We start from the raw sequence: 17,741 nt of genomic DNA, 5'->3' as shown, positions 1-17,741 counted from the left end.
TGGACAGCGGGGCGCCGGAGTTGCGCGCCGACTCGCGCTACAACCGCGACAACGCCTACATCACCCAGCATTACGCGCTGTCCAGCGACCTGTTCGCGGTGATGATCAAGACCGCGCCGGAAGGCTGTCTGAACTACAAGACCCTGGTCCTCGCCGACCGCCTGGCCTGGGAGCTGCAACAGTATCCGGGTGTGCAGGCGACCGCGTCCTTGGTCAACGCGGTACGCCAGATCACCGCCGGCACCTACGAAGGCAACCCCAAGCTCAACAGCATCCAGCGCAACCAGGACGTGCTCAACTACGCCGCCCAGCAAGCCTCGGTCAACTCGCCGGAGCTGTTCAACACCGACTGCTCGCTGATGCCGGTGATCACCTTCCTCAAGGATCACAAGGCCGAGACCCTGGACGCGGTGGTGGCGATTGCCGACCAGTTCGCCAAGGAAAACAGCACCGCGGATCGCCAGTTCCTGCTCGCCGCCGGCACCGCCGGTATTGAAGCCGCGACCAACATCGTGGTCCGCGAAGCCAACCGCACCATGCTGCTGTACGTCTACGCGGCGGTGACGCTGTTCTGCCTGATCACCTTCCGCAGCTGGCGCGCCACGCTGGTGGCCCTGTTGCCGCTGGTGCTGACCTCGATCCTCTGCGAAGCCTTGATGGTGGCCATGGGCATCGGCGTGAAAGTCGCGACCCTGCCGGTGATCGCCCTCGGCGTGGGCATCGGCGTGGACTACGCCTTGTACCTGCTCAGCGTGCAGTTGCACTTCCAGCGCCAGGGCTTGCCGCTGTCCGAGGCCTACCGCAACGCCGTGTCCTTCACCGGCCGCGTGGTCGGGCTGGTGGGCATCACTCTGGCCGCTGGCGTGGTGTGCTGGGTCTGGTCGCCGATCAAGTTCCAGGCCGACATGGGCATCCTGCTGACCTTCATGTTCCTGTGGAACATGCTCGGCGCGCTGATCCTGATTCCGGCCCTGTCCTACTTCCTGCTGCGCGAACGGGCCCCTCAGCCTGGTGCTGTCGCGGCCACCGAAACCACTGAATCCACTGAACGTCCTGGCATGCCGCATGCCGTGACCACTTCCGAGTAAGCCAAGATGTCTGATTACAAAGCTCCCCTGCGCGACATGCGCTTCGTCCTCAACGAGGTTTTCCAGGTGTCCCGGCTCTGGGCACAATTGCCCGGCCTGGCCGAGGTGATCGATGAAGAGACCGCCGCCGCCATCCTCGAAGAGGCCGGCAAGATCAGCGCCGAAGTGATCGCGCCACTGAACCGCGCCAGCGACGAACAGGGTTGCACCTGGAACGACGGCGCGGTCACCGCCCCGGACGGTTTTGCCCAGGCCTATCAAGCCTTCGCCGAAGGCGGTTGGGTGGGTGTCGGCGGTGATCCGCAGTACGGCGGTATGGGCATGCCCAAGGCCATTTCGGCCCAGGTCGAAGAGATGGTCAACGCGGCCAGCCTGTCGTTCGGCCTGTACCCGATGCTGACCGCCGGCGCCTGCCTGTCGATCAAGGCCCACGCCAGCGAAGAACTGAAAGCCACCTATTTGCCGAACATGTACGCCGGCATCTGGACCGGTTCGATGTGCCTGACCGAAGCCCATTCCGGTACCGACCTGGGCCTGATCCGCACCAAGGCCGAACCCCAGGCTGACGGCAGCTACACCATCAGTGGCAGCAAGATCTTCATCACCGGTGGTGAGCACGACCTGACCGAAAACATCATCCATCTGGTGTTGGCGCGCCTGCCGGATGCACCGGCCGGGCCGAAAGGCATCTCGCTGTTCCTGGTGCCGAAAGTGCTGGTCAACGCCGACGGCTCGCTGGGTGAAAACAACGCACTGTCCTGCGGCTCCATCGAACACAAGATGGGCATCAAGGCCTCCGCCACCTGCGTGATGAACTTCGACGGCGCCACCGGCTGGATCGTCGACGCGCCGAACAAAGGCCTGGCGGCCATGTTCACCATGATGAACTACGAGCGTCTGGGCGTGGGCATCCAGGGCCTGGCCCAGGGCGAGCGTTCGTACCAGAACGCTGTCGCCTACGCCCGTGACCGCCTGCAAAGCCGCGCACCGAGCGGCGCGCAGCACAAGGACAAGGCCGCCGACCCGATCATCGTGCACCCGGACGTGCGCCGCATGCTGCTGACCATGAAAGCCTTGAACGAAGGCGGCCGTGCGTTCTCCAGCTACGTGGCCCTGCAACTGGACATCGCCAAGTACAGCGAAGACGCCCCGACACGCCAGCGCGCGCAGGACCTGGTATCGCTGCTGACCCCGGTGGCCAAGGCCTTTCTCACCGACATGGGCCTGGAAACCACCCTCCACGGCCAGCAGGTCTTCGGCGGCCACGGCTACATCCGCGAATGGGGCCAGGAGCAACTGGTGCGCGATGTGCGCATCACCCAGATCTACGAAGGCACCAACGGCATCCAGTCCCTGGACCTGGCCGGACGCAAGATCGTCGGCAGCGGCGGGGCGCTGTACCGCTTGTTCGCCTCGGAAATCCGCGAGTTCACCGCCAACGCTGGCGCTGATCTTGCCGAGTTCACCCAGCCGCTGAACGCCGCCGTCGCCACCCTCGACGACCTGACCGCGTGGCTGCTGGACCGGGCCCAAAACAACCCGAATGAAATCGGCGCGGCCTCGGTCGAGTACCTGCACGTGTTCGGCTACACCGCGTACGCCTACATGTGGGCACGCATGGCCAAGGCCGTCATGAGCGGCGACGCCGAGGACGAGTTCTACACCAGCAAATTGGCCACCGCGCGTTTCTACTTCGCCCGGTTGCTGCCGCGTATCCACTCGTTGAGCGCATCGGCCAAGGCCGGCAGCGACTGCCTCTACGAGCTGCAAGCCGATCAGTTCTGATCGAAAGAACAAGGAACCTTAATCATGATGGCGACAAAAATAATTCCGCCCGCCGACGGCGCTTATGCCTATCCCTTGCTGATCAAGCAATTGCTGCTGTCCGGCGTGCGCTACGAGCCGGGCCGGGAAATCGTCTACGCCGACAAGCTGCGCTACAGCTACCAGACCCTCAACAAGCGTATTCGCCGCCTGGCCAATGCGCTGACGGCGGCCGGGGTCAAGGCCGGTGACACCGTGGCCCTGCTCGATTGGGACAGCCACCGTTACTTGGAGTGTTTCTTCGCCGTGCCGATGATCGGCGCGGTTCTGCACACCGTGAACATTCGCCTGTCGCCGGAGCAGGTGCTGTTCACCATGAACCACGCCGAGGATGACCTGGTGCTGGTGCACGATGATTTCCTGCCCCTGGTCGAGCAAATCCACGGTCGACTGGAAACCGTAAAAGGCTACCTGCAGCTCACCGATGACGAGGCGACCAACACTTCGCTGCCAGTGCTGGGCGAGTACGAGCACCTGCTGTCCCTGGCCCCGGACCAGTACGACTTCCCCGATTTCGACGAGAACTCGGTCGCCACGCTGTTCTACACCACCGGCACCACCGGCGACCCGAAAGGCGTGTACTTCAGCCACCGGCAACTGGTGCTGCACACCCTGAATGCCGTCGGCACCCTGGGCGTCTATCAGGGCCAGCCGCTGCTGCGTTCCGACGATGTGTACATGCCCATCACGCCGATGTTCCATGTGCATGCCTGGGGCGTACCGTATGTCGCGACGCTGATGGGCATCAAGCAGGTCTACCCCGGCCGCTACGAACCCAACAGCCTGGTCAAGCTGTACCGCGAAGAGAAGGTGACCTTCTCCCACTGCGTGCCGACCATTTTGCAGATGATCCTCAACTGCGAAGAAGGCAAGGCGACCCGTTTCGACGGCTGGAAAATGCTCCTCGGTGGCAGCGCGCTGACCCTGGGCGTGGCCAGCGAAGCCAATGCCAAAGGCATGGTAGTGCACGCCGGCTACGGCATGTCCGAGACCTGCCCGTTGCTGTGCCTGACCTACCTGCGCGATGAAGACCTGCAACTGTCCGCCGAAGCGCAACTACCGATCCGCATCAAGACCGGCACGCCGGTGCCCTTGGTCGACCTGAAGATCATCGACGCCGAGGGCAATGACGTGGCCCATGACGGTGAGTCCCTGGGCGAGATCGTGGTGCGCGCGCCGTGGCTGACCCAGGGCTATCTGAAAGCCCCGGACAAAGGTGCGGAGCTGTGGCACAACGGCTGGCTGCACACCGGCGACATGGCCTCGATCGACCCATTGGGCGGCGTGGAAATCAAGGATCGCATCAAGGACGTGATCAAGACCGGCGGCGAGTGGATCAGCTCACTGGAACTGGAGAGCCTGATCAGCGAACACCCGGGCGTGATGTCCGTCGCCGTGGTGGGCATTGCCGACGAACAATGGGGTGAACGCCCGATGGCCATGGTCGTCTGCGAGCCGGGGCAATACCTCGACCGCAAGATCCTGGAGGTGCATTTGCAAGCCTTCGTCGACGGCGGGCGCATCAACAAATGGGCGATCCCCAAGCAGTTCAAGTTCGTGTCCGAAATCCCCAAGACCAGCGTCGGCAAGATCAACAAGAAGCTGATTCGGGAAACTGAAGCGAACTAAGGGATACGCCTGCCACCGTCGCCGATGGTCGCAACTTTTTTGTAGGAGCGAGCTTGCTCGCGATGGACTTGAGGGCGCCGCGTCTAACCAGTAAACACGCGTAATCGTTAACGACCATCGCGAGCAAGCTCGCTCCTACAACGAGTCCAGCAGCAGGCGGTTTCTGGATAGCCCGGTCGGCGTCATCTTTGTCATAGTCCTCGGCAAAGATAATGCCCCGTTGGTCGCAGTTTTCAGCGCTTGTGCCAAGCTGAACGGGGTATTGAACCGCCGCGCATTCAACTGCCGGCCAGTCAGACCCAAGGAAGCCCACGACATGAACCTCGCCCGTGCATCAAACGTCCGCAAAGAGTTCTACAAAGCCGTCTGGTTCTATTTCAAAGTGGTGTGGCCGATCTTCTCGGTACTGCTTTTGGTGATCATTGCGTTTGGCCTCATCATCGCCCAGCTGGAAGGGTGGGGGCCTTTTGACGGTGTCTACTTCGCCTTCGTGACGGGCCTGACCATCGGCTATGGAGAGCTGGTGCCCAAGCTGGGTGTGTCGCGAGTGCTGGCGATCCTGCTGGGTTTCAACGGCGTGCTGATGACCGCGACATTCGCGGCGATCAGTGTCCGGGCGATTGAAGTGACCGTGACGGCGTCACGGCAGAAGGAAGAGTAGGGGAGGTCAACCGTGTGAAGCAAACACACAACCCCCTGTGGGAGCGGGCTTGCTCGCGAAGAGGCCAGTACATTCAACATCGATGTCGCCTGAACTGACGCCTTCGCGAGCAAGCCCGCTCCCACAGTTATTCAATCGGGATCCTCCAGACTAAGCCTCCCAGCCCGCCCCAGTCACCGCCGCCTGCACCAGCGGGTGCAAATCCGCCCCCTGATGCTCCGTCTGCCAGGCCAGCAACTCCTTGCGCATGCTCGGCGCCCAGTACATCTGCATATGATTGCGCACGCTGAGCACCGCCTGTTGCTGGTCCGGCTGGCTGGCGAAGTACTGGGCGATCTGGTTGGCCATCTTGATCAGGTTGTCAGTACTCATCGGCGTACCTCCGCTTTGGCGCCACGGGCCCGGTCCTTGAGCAGACGATGCTGTTCATCGCTGAACTCCTGGAAGCGCTTCTGCCACTCCGAAGGGTGGTAGACGCGGCTGACTTCCACGGCGGTGACCTTGTACTCCGGACAGTTAGTGGCCCAGTCGGAGTTGTCGGTGGTGATCACGTTGGCGCCCGATTCCGGGAAGTGGAAGGTGGTGTACACCACGCCCGGCGCGACCCGTTCGGTGATCCGCGCCCGCAGCACGGTCTGCCCGGCGCGGCTGCCAATGCCGACCCAGTCACCTTCGTTGATGCCACGGCTCTCGGCGTCGGTCGGGTGGATTTCCAGGCGGTCTTCGTCATGCCAGGCGACGTTGTCGGTACGTCGGGTCTGGGCACCGACGTTGTACTGGCTGAGGATGCGCCCGGTGGTCAGCAGCAGCGGGTAGCGACTGTTGACCTTTTCCTCGGTAGGCACGTAGCCGGTGAGCATGAAGCGCCCCTTGCCGCGCACAAACTCTTCGATGTGCATGGTCGGCGTGCCGTCCGGTGCCTCGGCGTTGCACGGCCATTGCAGGCTGCCGTGGCGGTCCAGTTCGGCGTAGCTGACGTTGGTGAAAGTCGGCGTGAGGCTGGCGATTTCATCCATGATTTGCGACGGATGTTTGTAGTTCATCGGGTAACCGAGGGCATTGGCCAGCGCCACCGTGCCTTCCCAGTCGGCCTTGCCGCCCAGCGGGTCCATGACCTTGCGCACCCGGGAGATGCGTCGCTCGGCGTTGGTGAAGGTGCCGTCTTTTTCCAGGAACGAGCAGCCCGGCAGGAACACGTGGGCGAACTTGGCGGTTTCGTTGAGGAAAATATCCTGCACCACTATGCATTCCATGGCCGACAGAGCCGCGGTGACGTGCTGGGTATTGGGGTCGCTCTGGGCGATGTCTTCGCCTTGGCAATACAGGCCCTTGAAGCTGCCGCCCAAGGCTGCCTCGAACATGTTGGGGATACGCAGGCCCGGGTCGGGTTGCAGGGTGACGTTCCAGGCCTGTTCGAACTGCGCCCGTACCACCTCGTTGGAGACGTGCCGGTAGCCGGGCAGCTCATGGGGGAAGGAACCCATGTCGCAGGAGCCCTGGACGTTGTTCTGTCCGCGCAGCGGGTTCACGCCCACGCCTTCGCGGCCGATGTTGCCGGTGGCCATGGCCAGGTTGGCGATGCCCATCACCGAAGTACTGCCCTGACTGTGTTCGGTGACGCCCAAACCGTAGTAGATCGCCGCATTGCCACCGGTGGCATACAGGCGCGCAGCGGCACGGATGTCGGCAGCGGGTACACCGCAGATTGGGCCAAGGGCTTCCGGCGAGTTATCCGCACGGCTGACGAACTCGCTCCACTGGGCGAAATCGCCAGGCTCACAACGGGAGTCGATAAAGTCTTGTTTGAGCAGTCCTTCAGTGACAATCACATGAGCCAGCGCATTGAGCATGGCGACGTTGGTACCGGGGCGCAGGGCCAGGTGATACTCGGCGCGGGCATGCACCGTATCCACCAGATCAATGCGTCGTGGGTCGATGACGATCAGCCGCGCGCCTTCACGCAGGCGGCGTTTGAGTTGGGAGGCGAACACCGGGTGGGCGTCGCTGGGGTTGGCACCCATCACCAGGATCACGTCGGCCTGCATCACCGAGTCGAAACTCTGGGTGCCGGCGGACTCGCCCAACGTTTGCTTCAGACCATAACCGGTCGGCGAGTGGCAGACCCGCGCACAGGTGTCGACGTTGTTGTTGCCGAAGGCGGCGCGCACCAGTTTCTGTACTAGGTAGGTTTCTTCGTTGGTGCAGCGGCTGGAAGTGATGCCACCAATGGAGTCGCGGCCATATTTTTGCTGCAAGCGACGGAATTCGCTGGCGGCGTAGGTCACCGCTTCATCCCAGCTGACTTCCTGCCACGGGTCGCTGATGTGTTTGCGGATCATCGGTTTGGTGATGCGGTCCGGGTGCGTGGCGTAGCCCCAGGCAAAGCGCCCTTTGACGCAGGAGTGGCCGTGGTTGGCCTGGCCGTTCTTGTCCGGAACCATGCGCACCAGCTGGTCGCCTTTCATCTCGGCGCGGAACGAGCAGCCCACGCCGCAATAGGCGCAAGTGGTGATCACACTGCGTTCGGGCTGCCCCAGTTCGACCACGCTTTTTTCCATCAGCGTCGCTGTAGGGCAGGCCTGCACACAGGCGCCGCAGGACACGCATTCCGAATCGAGGAAGTTCTCGCCACCGGCGGCCGCGACACGGGATTCAAAACCGCGCCCGGTAATGGTCAGGGCAAAGGTGCCCTGGGTTTCTTCACAGGCTCGCACGCAGCGGTTGCAGACGATGCACTTGCTCGGGTCGTAGTCGAAGTAGGGGTTGGACGTGTCCTTCACGTCGGCCAGATGGTTCTCGCCTTCATAGCCATAACGCACTTCCCGCAGGCCAACCTGGCCGGCGACGGTTTGCAGCTCGCAATTGCCGTTGGCCGAGCAGGTCAGGCAGTCCAGCGGGTGATCGGAAATGTACAGCTCCATGACGTTGCGCCGCAGCGTTGCGAGCTTGGGCGTCTGGGTGTGCACGCTCATGCCTTCGCTGACCGGTGTGGTGCAGGACGCCGGATAACCGCGCATGCCGTCGATCTCCACCAGACACATGCGGCAGGAGCCGAAGGCTTCCAGGCTGTCGGTGGCGCAGAGTTTGGGAATGGTGGTGCCCAGCAACGCGGCGGCACGCATCACCGAGGTGCCTTCGGGCACGCTGATGCTGCGGCCATCGATGTTCAGGGTGACTTGCACCTGGCTGTCGCGGGCTGGAGTGCCGAGGTCGATATCGGTTTTCGGGTCGAAGAGAGTGATCATTGCTCGGCCTCCGAGGCTTGCAGACCGAAGTCAGCGGGGAAGTGCTTGAGGGCGCTGGCCACGGGATAAGACGTCATGCCGCCCAACGCGCACAGCGAACCGTATTGCAGGGTGTCACACAGGTCCTTGAGGATGATCACCTGCTCGTTGCGACTGTTCTGGTCAGGCGCGGCCAGCAGACGGTCGATCACCTCGACGCCCCGGGTCGAACCGATACGGCACGGCGTGCATTTGCCACAGGATTCCTCGGCGCAGAACTGCATGGCGAAACGCGCCATGTGGGCCATGTCCAGGGTGTCGTCCGCCACCACCACACCACCGTGACCGAGCATCGCGCCGATGGCCATAAAGGCTTCGTAATCCAGCGGCGTGTCGAATTGCGAAGGCGGAACCCAGGCGCCGAGCGGACCACCCACCTGCGCAGCCTTCAGCGGCCGGCCACTGGCTGTACCGCCGCCGTAGTCTTCCACCAGTTCCCGCAGGGTCAGGCCAAAGGCCCGCTCCACCAGACCGCCGCGACGCACATTGCCCGCCAACTGGAAGGGCATGGTGCCCAGGGAACGGCCCATGCCGTAATCGCGGTAGAACTGCGCACCCTTGGCCAGAATCAGCGGCACCGAGGCGAGTGTCAGCACGTTGTGCACCAGCGTCGGCAGGCCGAACAACCCCTGCAAGGCCGGAATCGGCGGCTTGGCGCGGACGATCCCGCGCTTGCCTTCGAGGGAGTCCAGCAGCGCGGTTTCTTCACCGCAGATGTAAGCACCGGCACCGACACGCACTTCCATATCGAAAGCCAAGCCGCTGCCGCCGACATTGGCGCCCAGGTAACCGTTCGACCGGGCAATCTGAATCGCGTTGCGCAGGATGATCACGGCATCTGGATATTCCGAGCGCACATAGATGTAGCCGTAGGTGGCGCCAACGCACAGGCCAGCAATGGCCATGCCTTCAATCAGCAAGAAGGGGTCGCCTTCCATCAACATGCGGTCGGCGAAAGTGCCGGAGTCGCCTTCGTCTGCGTTGCACACAATGTACTTCTGCGCAGCCTGAGTGCCGCGCACCGTGCGCCATTTGATCCCGGCCGGGAAGGCCGCGCCGCCACGGCCACGCAGGCCCGAATCGAACACCTCAGTCGCAGTCTGTTCGCCACCGATGGCGATGGCTCTTTTCAAACCCTCGAAACCGCCATGATCCAGGTAATCATCGAGGTACAGCGGACGGGTGATGCCGGCGCGGGCGAACAGCAGTCGTTGTTGAGTCTTCAGATAAGGCAACTCTTCCACCAGGCCCAAGGCCAGTGGATGCGAAGACGGCTCGCCTTTGAGGGCTTCAAGCACTGACGGCACATCGTCCGCGGTCATCGGGCCGAAACCGAAACGGCCTTGCGGCGTGTCCACTTCCAGCAGCGGTTCCAGCCAGTACAGGCCACGCGAACTGGTGCGTTGTATCTCCAGGGGCACAACGCGTCCCCGGGCATGGGTGATAAGGGCTACCACAACGTCTTCGGCACCCACGGCACGGGCCACCGAATCACCGGACAGATAGAAAGCTGGCATCACGCGTCCTCCCGGCAAGCATCGAGCAACGCATCCAGCCGCTCGGCACTGAGCCGCGCATGCACCCGTCCATCCAGCTCCAGAGCCGGTGAACAGGCACAGGCACCCAGGCAATACACCGGACGCAAACTGATGCTGCCATCGGCACTGCTGCCGTGATCGTCCAGCTGCAGCCGCTCACGCAACTGCGCGGCAAGCTGCTCGGCGCCACGGCTCTGGCACGACTCGGCCCGGCACAGACGCAGGATATGCCGCGCAGGCGGCGCAGTACGGAAGTCATGGTAAAAACTGATCACCCCACGAACCTCGGCCTGGCTCAGGTTGAGGGCATGGGCAATCTCGGGGACGGCGACATCGGGGATGTAACCGATGCGCTCCTGAATATCATGAAGAATGGGCAACAGCGCACCCGGGGTGCCCTTATGGCGCTCCAGCAGACTGTTGACCACAGGCAGGTGCAACAACTCATCAGGCATTCAGCAATCCTCACGGTCACGGACAAACCAGGCGGTTGTCGGTTGTCCGAAAGTGTCGGCTGCGGCATTCACACCACGTCACGGTATCGTGGCATCTACAGACCGTCGGCCAGGGCACCCTGAGCGGGCATCTTGTTGCGCCCGGCACGGTCTTCGCCGCACCTCAATAGGGGCATAAAAGCCAGATTGCCACGCGGCCCTTGAATCGGCTGCACCAGAGCGACGTGTTTGGTTCTGTCTACGACCTTGTATTGAGTCTAGAAGAATGCGGCATCAGGCGCCGTGCCAGAGGGGAGGTTGCTGGAGTTATGCACAGCGAATTGCCTGTGGAGAAGGTGACGATCAAGCCCACTGGAAGGACTCGGGGGCGGAAAATCTCAAAACCGATTCCCCAGCATTTACTTCGAAACCAAGCAATCAAAAGCCCCGAAACCCCCGGGGCTAATCCCAAATCCCACTAAACACACAAAGCCCCCTGTGGGAGCGAGCTTGCTCGCGATAGCGTCAGCCCAACCACCATCAATGCTGGTGGTGCACCGCAATCACAGCCCACTCACCCACTGGGGCCAAACAATGCCTGCCAGTTCACCGCAATCCCTGTAGGAGCGGGCTTGCCCGCGAAAGCGCCAGTCCAGCCAACATAAATGCTGAATCAGCTGCCACCATCGCAAGCCACCCACACCCCAGAGGCCTAAACCACTAAGCTTCAGCCTTCGCCGCCGCCCGCGTAGCCGTGGACCCAATCCCCCGGTCCCGCGTCAGCACCTTCACCGCATCATCCACCAACGCCTTGCTCATCGAAGTCAGATAATGCGCAGCCCAAGCGTGACGATCAGTGTCTCTGGCATAAGCGGCATCTTCAGTGAGTGTTTTGGCCAGGAACAGAAAATCGGAAGCCATGGACAACGCATCGCCAAGAGGAACCCCGCGAGTGACATGGAACAGCGCTTGATCCGCGCAATAGATGGCAGGTGTCAGGCCGATGGTTTTGAGTTCAGGTTGTTCAGTCATTGGCCACCTCCGAGGATGGAGAGGCAATGGGGGAGGGCGTTACGCGATTGGGAATTGCGTAGAGGGTAAAGCCAAATTTCAAACGGATTCATACTGCGCATTGCGAAGCTCCTTAATTTGAAGAGCTGCCACAATTCGTTACCAAGCGAATGGGTGGCAGCTGTGCGCAGGTTGGTAAACCGGGAAATCAAGGAAACCGGCACGTCTGAAGACGTCCCACGCACAGCCGCCATAAAGCAGATCGCAGGCGAAAAAAAGCGCCTGCGAACGCATGGCACTGTTGCGCAGTGATTTACCTCGGGTTACCAAGCCCGGTCGCTGAATTTGCAGCGACGGTGGGGAGGGTATCGCTCAGATCGTTTTGCTGCAACCTTCGAGCGCGCAGGTTGATTATGTGGTCAGTCTTTGGGATATCCGCGTGATGACGGCGCGGCGGCGCTCTGGAAATAGGGCAATGCCATCTGTCCGCGGGTTACATATTTGAGCTTCGGGTCGTTGCGGATTTACCTCATAATCGCGCGCTCCTACCGTTCTGCTTATCGACTAATCTGTAGTCGCTGCCACCAGACCTCAAACAGCCAAGGAGAAAGGCAATGCCAGATAGCTGGAATCAGCGTCAATTGAGTGCATCCACCAAGCATGCCCTCGAACGCTTGCCGGCCACATCTGATTTGCCTGCGACCCTATGAGTCAAGCTGCCTACGTCAATCCAAGCCTGCTCACCTGGTCTCGGGAGCGCGCAGGTCTCTCCACTGAGCAGGTTGCTAAAAAGCTGCCAGTAAAACCTGATCGAGTACAGGAATGGGAGGCTGGCGAGACCAAACCAACATTCCTTCAGGCTCAAAAGTGGGCGAGTGTCGCTCACATCCCTTTCGGATTCCTGTTTCTACAGCAGCCTCCCGTCGAACAACTGCCTTTACCTGATCTGCGGATAGTGGGAGGGATTGCTCCTCAACGTCCCACTTTGGAACTGTTGGATACCGTAAGGGATGCCATACGTAAGCAGGACTGGTATCTGGAGTATCTGCAACACCAGGAGCATCAACCGCTGGCATTTGTAGGTCGCTTCAGTAGTCGATCTCAAGTCAGAGAGGTGGTGGACGATATCCGCCGGGTCCTCGGCGTGAACCCTGACATTGCTCAATTGGATTACGAAAAATACAGCCGTGCCTTGATCGAGGCAGCGGAAACGGCTGGCATTTTGGTTATGCGCAGTGGAATTGCTTTGGGGAATACTCACCGCAAACTTGAAGTGAGCGAGTTTCGGGGTTTTGCCATCAGCAATGCCTACGCCCCCGTCGTATTTATCAACAGCTCCGACGCTCCCACCGCCAGGCTGTTCACCTTACTTCATGAGCTGGCCCATATCTGGATTGGTAGCAGTGGAGTATCTGACGGAAATACCGCCAATGGTCGAGACGAGGAGCGTTTCTGCAATGCAGTTGCAGGTGAGTTTCTGGCTCCCGAAGCCCAATTCCGTGCCCTATGGAACCCGGATGTTAACTGGGAAGACAATTTAGCTCCGCTAGCCAATCGGTTTCATATCAGTAAATTAGCTATCGGGCGCCGCGCATTGGATCTTGGATATATAAGCCAAGCGCAATACAGCGCTTACTATCGAATGATCCTCAAGGCTTTCCAGGATGAAAAAGGTGGAGCGGGTGACTATTACCGTAATGCCACCGCGAAAAACAGCCCTCGCCTAAGCAAGGCAGTGCTGAGTGAAGCAATGAGTGGTCGGATGCTGCTGCGCGATGCGGGACATTTGCTCGGCGTGCAACCTGCCAAATTAAGGACTCTCGCCAGCAAGATCACGGAATGAATCATCTACTCGACGCTAACACACTGATCGAAGCGAAGAACCGTTACTACGGAATGGCTATCTGTCCTGGATTTTGGCAATGGTTATTACTTAAAAATAAAGCATTAGCTTTAGCCAGCATTGCACCTGTAATGGATGAGTTAACAAAAGGGCATGACGACCTGGCGGGTTGGGCGAAGGACAATTCCGATTTCTTTCACTCTACCACCGATCAGGATACGCAACTGGCATTCGCGCAGATTGCGGGGTTTGTGGTAGATCAAGCGCCTAAGATGAAAATAGGCGCAATGGAAGAGTTTCTAGCGGGTGCTGACCCTTGGTTAATTGCGAAGGCAATGACTACAGGGGCTACAGTCGTTACTCATGAAGTGCTGAACCTCGACGTTAAACGAAAATTCATCATTCCCAATATTTGTCGAGAGCTTAATGTTCCTTTTTTGAATACGTTTGAGTTGTTGCATAGGCTTGAGGCAAGGTTTGTGTTACCGGCTTGATGTAAATGACGTGCCAAAATCATTTGGAGCTTGAGGTTTTTAGCAGAGTGGGTGGAAGTGAATTTACCCACTTTTCTCCTTCTTCGGAGAGAAACTGTAAGGCGCAGAGTTTCATGTTGTCTGCTGTTAGATTCAGCACTCCCATCACGCATCATCAGGTACCATCAATCTTCAATAGCTCAAGATATGGTTGGCTTCGCTGAGAAAATGTTTAGCTTGAAAAATGTATCATCGACTTCTGCCTGAAAGCAGTTAATGTGCTCCAGTGATGATCTTTCGGTTATCAGCTTTGAGATCTCATCTTTCTTCGCTTGAGACATCCTAGAACCAAAAATTACTGATTTTATGGTTTGAGGATGAAAGTCAAAAAGATGGAAGCGTTTGTCACCAACAGAGATCACCGCCGAAGCATCGTTTAAGTCCAACATTATTCTCCACTCTCGCTCGTAGCTCCAGTGATCACTTTTGGTGAGCAGTGCGGACATATCTTTAGCTTCTGAGAATGTTAGCGTTGGCCTGATCGGTGAGTAAATCACAGGACGCAAGCTTCTGAGTTCATCAACTTCAGAACGTTTTTGATTGAAAAAAGCGGCCTCTGAGTCGAATTCAATTACGAAACCTTCATGTGAGCAGCCGTAATGCGCCCACATCAGAAGGTTATCGTGGGTCTCGGAGAGACAAAGGATGCCCATACGCTGCTCAGTCGTTGTATTGAAGCGTTTTGCTATTTCAGGCATCAATTTATTGATCGTGTCTGAAAGGCCGCCTTCTTTAGAAAGCAACAGTGTTTGGATAATTTCTAAAAATTGGTCCCTCGAAAACAGCACCTGAACTTCGGAGGGCATCTTGTCGTAAGATTCCGCTGCCATTTCTGGCAAGAATTTCATAGCCTAATTCAGCATCAATTCATCGGAACCAAAGAGGCGTAGAGGAGGTTTCAACTCAAATGGATCGTTCAGGTTTAGGGGCGAGGAGACGCAAATCCTGCATGCTTCTAATACATCGATTCGGTCTGGATGCAGATACTTGAAAATGCGCAATGGTGCTCTCTTGTTTGAAGGGGGGGGAAGGGGCGAATTTATTATTGAGCAAGACGCGGCGATCAGCGTCGGTCAAGCTATTGGGCGTTCCCGCGTTTTTGGTTGAGGCCTTCATTCATTGAATGTCTTTCAGATAATCCTTGAGCGCAATGAGCGGGCCACCAAGCTGCTCCATCATCTGAATGCTGGAAAATTCACCCGCCAACCTCTGCAATTCACGCCCCAACGGCTTATCCACACCCCCGATGGCCTCCAGCGCCAACCCCACACACTCATCCACCTTCAACTGAATCGTCTCGACATCCCCCCGCCGCACCAGCAACTCAAACACATCCCGCTGATAATCCCCCATCACCAAATCATCACGCAAAATCGGACTCTGACCTTCCGATTCATAAGCCAATTTGAGTGAGAAGAGGGCAACGGTTTCCAGCTGCAATTCCATGGGGGGGAATCCTTGTGAAATGTTCCGCCATTTTGGGTTGAGTGGAAGAGCAAGATCAAAAGATCGCAGCCTTCGGCAGCTCCTACACGGGCGAGGTAGCTTTTTTGCAGACGAAAAAAAAGGCCTTGCAAAGCAAGACCTTTCTTAATTTTGGTGCCCGAGGGGGACTCGAAGAATAGGTTAAGCATTTGATTAATATCTATAAAAGCACATGTACACTTTTTAATATACGGAAAAGTGTAAATTTGAGTGATTTATATCAATGGAACTTGGTGGATGGAAGACTCCAGATTTCGCCTTTCTGATTTCCGACGAGATGCATGTTGTGTGAGTCATTGCTGTCAACAAAGCAATCGGGTTCGGTGGAGTCTGGCCTGCCGCTATAGGCAACTGTCGACCCAAACATGTCAGTCATGACAGGCAGAAAACGACCGAGGCTGTGTAAAAACGGTTTAGAGCAGGTTTGACAGTCAGAACCAGAACGAAAATCGCGTTCCTACACAAATTTCAGGTCCGCTGATACACCAATCATTGGCAGATTTTACGTAGCGACACAGACTTCAAGACAGTGTCTGCGTTTTTACACAGCCTGGACCCAAAGCTGACGGTAGTGACAGGCAGAAGTCGGCTAGGAGCAGTCACTCAGCGCGCTTACAAAAGAAAGGAGGATTCAGTTTCCCATTCAACTGACCTTGCTGCGATACCAGACGGCAGTAGGTTCGTTATCAGCTTGGGATTTTCGTATTTCGAACTGCCGTGATTCGTACAGGGCATGCCTCCAGCTTTTGCAACCGTAGCGCTTGGGCGTCTGCTCTGGATAGGTATCACCAATCCAGCAGATGGCTACTTCCAGTCGAGTCCAGCCATCTTCGGCAAGTTTGTTTTCTGCTTCACGTAAACAGCGGCATATCCCATTGCCAGGCCAAAAGACTGAACTGTCCTCCCTGATACCGTCGACGAGCGCATCTTCAAATGCCTGGCTCTGCATAAGCGAAGCCAGTTTAGCTCGTGCCTCACTCATGTGTTTGGCCCAGGATTGCAGATTTAGGCAATGCCGATTGATGGTTTCGTAGCTTTCCTCCAGAAAACCAACCGCCGCCTGGCAGCCTGATTCAGACCAGAGATCGAAACGCTCAATAAAGTGGTGAACCACTTTATTGCGCAGGTCAACCAGCTCCTTGAGGTCGGCCTTCATTGCCTCATAGTTCTCGGCTGTCATTTCCAACTGGTATCGATACCTGAGCCAGATCTGGTCACCGAGATCGGCTTCCGTCTGTGACTCTTCTTCATTTGGGGGCGGCGGGGACAGAAAGCTTTCGGTCAACATCCCATCAACGTGCCCATCGTCTTGTTCTGGGCACGTGCGACCTTCTGCTCACGGATGATAGGCAGCCGATCCGCAGGACCGCTCAGCTCACCATGCGCGACAATGGCTTTCAGCTGCCGTTCGTATTGTTGCAAGCGCAACAGACAGCGTCCGAGTTTGCGCTGCACTATATGTTGAACAGCAGGTACATCATCCGAGGGCATGGTAGTGACGTCCTCCATGATTAACGACTCAGGCATAAGTGGTAGGGCTGGAGCGATTCACTGCAATACTCTCGCCCTGCTAGGAGCACGAGCAACGCGTAAATCGGACGCTTTTCAAGCTCAGTGTAGGTTGAGTCAATCCGCTCGGACTTTTTCAACAGAATCGGTCGACAGCTGCCGCTGGCGAGTGACAGCTATGGGGCGAGGCTGTGTAAAAACATTTTAAGGCAGGCGCGGCAATGAAAATCGGCGCGAAAAGCACGCACCTACGCAAAATCCAGGTCTGCTAACTAACCGGACGTTTGCAGATTCAACGTAGAAGCGAGGACTTCAAAACGGCGTCTGCGTTTTTACACAGCCTGGGTCGTTTTCAGCCTGTCGCGACAGGCGGCAATCCACAGCCAAAAGCGGTCAGTCAGCGTCTACGAAATAAGGGGCGACTTAGTGACGACGTGGTCTGGGTACTCTGCTGCCCTGATGTTTTGTACAGACCTTGGAAGTTTTCATAGTGGCAACCTAGGCTCTTTGGTAAGGGAAAAGAATTTCTAGACAGGGGTTGACCACGTATTTTAATGCTGTAGTATTCGCCTCCCGCTAACGAGCAGCTTGATGCTGGTTTTTGCTTAAGTAGTTGATTTTATTATTAAAATCAGAAGCTTTTAAGGGTGCTGCTTAAAGGGGTTTGCTGTAGAGTGCACGCCTCGGTTGAGACGAAAGATCTTAACCAACCGCTCTTTAACAACTGAATCAAGCAATTCGTGTGGGTGCTTGTGGAGTCAGACTGCTAGTCAAAAGATTATCAGCATCACAAGTTACTCCGCGAGAAATCAAAGATGTAACCAACGATTGCTGAGCCAAGTTTAGGGTTTTCTCAAAACCCAAAGATGTTTGAACTGAAGAGTTTGATCATGGCTCAGATT

Annotated in this window: 15 protein-coding genes; 6 read left to right on the top strand and 9 right to left on the bottom strand. The window is 57.9% G+C overall.

Annotated elements, in window-relative coordinates; all coding sequences use genetic code 11:
- The 4 genes from KGB28_RS27515 to KGB28_RS27500 form a co-directional block, all read left to right on the top strand.
- Nucleotides 1-1,088, top strand: a 1,088-nt coding sequence (locus tag KGB28_RS27515; RefSeq protein WP_223448682.1) for an efflux RND transporter permease subunit, incomplete at its 5' end; no start/stop codon positions are given.
- Nucleotides 1,089-1,094: 6 nt separating this feature from the next.
- Nucleotides 1,095-2,873 (top strand): acyl-CoA dehydrogenase C-terminal domain-containing protein, encoded by a 1,779-nt coding sequence (locus KGB28_RS27510; protein WP_223448681.1) that lies wholly within the window; start codon nucleotides 1,095-1,097, stop codon nucleotides 2,871-2,873.
- 24 nt (nucleotides 2,874-2,897) lie between these two features.
- The gene (locus KGB28_RS27505) at nucleotides 2,898-4,541 is read left to right on the top strand and encodes a fatty acid--CoA ligase (RefSeq protein ID WP_223448680.1); all 1,644 of its coding nucleotides are present in this window, start codon (nucleotides 2,898-2,900) and stop codon (nucleotides 4,539-4,541) included.
- 316 nt (nucleotides 4,542-4,857) lie between these two features.
- Nucleotides 4,858-5,202 carry a potassium channel family protein gene (locus KGB28_RS27500; RefSeq protein WP_223448679.1) on the top strand — a complete coding sequence of 115 codons (345 nt, stop codon included), beginning with the start codon at nucleotides 4,858-4,860 and terminating at the stop codon, nucleotides 5,200-5,202.
- A 150-nt stretch (nucleotides 5,203-5,352) separates the two neighbouring features.
- On the opposite strand, the gene KGB28_RS27495 is transcribed toward KGB28_RS27500, so the two are convergent.
- From KGB28_RS27495 to KGB28_RS27475, 5 genes are all read right to left on the bottom strand, one after another.
- Entirely contained in the window at nucleotides 5,353-5,574 is a 222-nt protein-coding gene (locus tag KGB28_RS27495; protein ID WP_046040259.1) for a formate dehydrogenase subunit delta, read from the bottom strand.
- Entirely contained in the window at nucleotides 5,571-8,447 is a 2,877-nt protein-coding gene (gene fdhF, locus KGB28_RS27490) for a formate dehydrogenase subunit alpha (RefSeq protein ID WP_223448678.1), read from the bottom strand. The genes KGB28_RS27495 and fdhF overlap by 4 nt, the downstream gene beginning before the upstream one ends.
- Nucleotides 8,444-10,003, bottom strand: a complete 1,560-nt coding sequence (locus tag KGB28_RS27485) for a formate dehydrogenase beta subunit (protein WP_223448677.1) — start codon at nucleotides 10,001-10,003, stop codon at nucleotides 8,444-8,446. Before KGB28_RS27485 ends, fdhF begins: the two co-directional genes overlap by 4 nt.
- Nucleotides 10,003-10,479 carry a formate dehydrogenase subunit gamma gene (locus tag KGB28_RS27480; RefSeq protein ID WP_223448676.1) on the bottom strand — a complete coding sequence of 159 codons (477 nt, stop codon included), beginning with the start codon at nucleotides 10,477-10,479 and terminating at the stop codon, nucleotides 10,003-10,005. Before KGB28_RS27480 ends, KGB28_RS27485 begins: the two co-directional genes overlap by 1 nt.
- A gap of 699 nt (nucleotides 10,480-11,178) precedes the next feature.
- Entirely contained in the window at nucleotides 11,179-11,490 is a 312-nt protein-coding gene (locus tag KGB28_RS27475) for a DUF3077 domain-containing protein (protein ID WP_223448675.1), read from the bottom strand.
- Between the two features lie 685 nt (nucleotides 11,491-12,175).
- Here KGB28_RS27475 and KGB28_RS27470 point away from each other — a divergent pair.
- Both KGB28_RS27470 and KGB28_RS27465 read left to right on the top strand, forming a co-directional pair.
- Nucleotides 12,176-13,312 carry an XRE family transcriptional regulator gene (locus KGB28_RS27470; protein WP_223448674.1) on the top strand — a complete coding sequence of 379 codons (1,137 nt, stop codon included), beginning with the start codon at nucleotides 12,176-12,178 and terminating at the stop codon, nucleotides 13,310-13,312.
- Nucleotides 13,309-13,806, top strand: a complete 498-nt coding sequence (locus KGB28_RS27465) for a DUF4411 family protein (RefSeq protein ID WP_150754859.1) — start codon at nucleotides 13,309-13,311, stop codon at nucleotides 13,804-13,806. Before KGB28_RS27470 ends, KGB28_RS27465 begins: the two co-directional genes overlap by 4 nt.
- 179 nt (nucleotides 13,807-13,985) lie before the next feature.
- Here the strand turns inward: KGB28_RS27465 and KGB28_RS27460 are convergent, their stop codons facing one another.
- The 4 genes from KGB28_RS27460 to KGB28_RS27445 form a co-directional block, all read right to left on the bottom strand.
- Nucleotides 13,986-14,693: a DUF2971 domain-containing protein gene (locus KGB28_RS27460; RefSeq protein WP_223448673.1), complete on the bottom strand. Its 708-nt coding sequence runs from the start codon at nucleotides 14,691-14,693 to the stop codon at nucleotides 13,986-13,988.
- A 268-nt stretch (nucleotides 14,694-14,961) separates the two neighbouring features.
- Entirely contained in the window at nucleotides 14,962-15,291 is a 330-nt protein-coding gene (locus KGB28_RS27455; protein WP_150754857.1) for a hypothetical protein, read from the bottom strand.
- Nucleotides 15,292-15,973: 682 nt separating this feature from the next.
- Nucleotides 15,974-16,618, bottom strand: coding sequence for an OST-HTH/LOTUS domain-containing protein (locus KGB28_RS27450; RefSeq protein ID WP_223448672.1), 645 nt, complete (start codon nucleotides 16,616-16,618; stop codon nucleotides 15,974-15,976).
- Nucleotides 16,612-16,839: a hypothetical protein gene (locus KGB28_RS27445; protein ID WP_223448671.1), complete on the bottom strand. Its 228-nt coding sequence runs from the start codon at nucleotides 16,837-16,839 to the stop codon at nucleotides 16,612-16,614. Before KGB28_RS27445 ends, KGB28_RS27450 begins: the two co-directional genes overlap by 7 nt.
- Between the last annotated feature and the right edge of the window lie 902 nt (nucleotides 16,840-17,741).

It is taken from the genome of Pseudomonas sp. BF-R-19 (assembly GCF_019956445.1).
In the GTDB taxonomy this organism is placed as follows: Bacteria; Pseudomonadota; Gammaproteobacteria; order Pseudomonadales; family Pseudomonadaceae; genus Aquipseudomonas; species Aquipseudomonas fluorescens_BH.
Note: the sequence above shows the minus strand (reverse complement) of the source record. Positions and strands in the feature narration are given on the sequence as shown.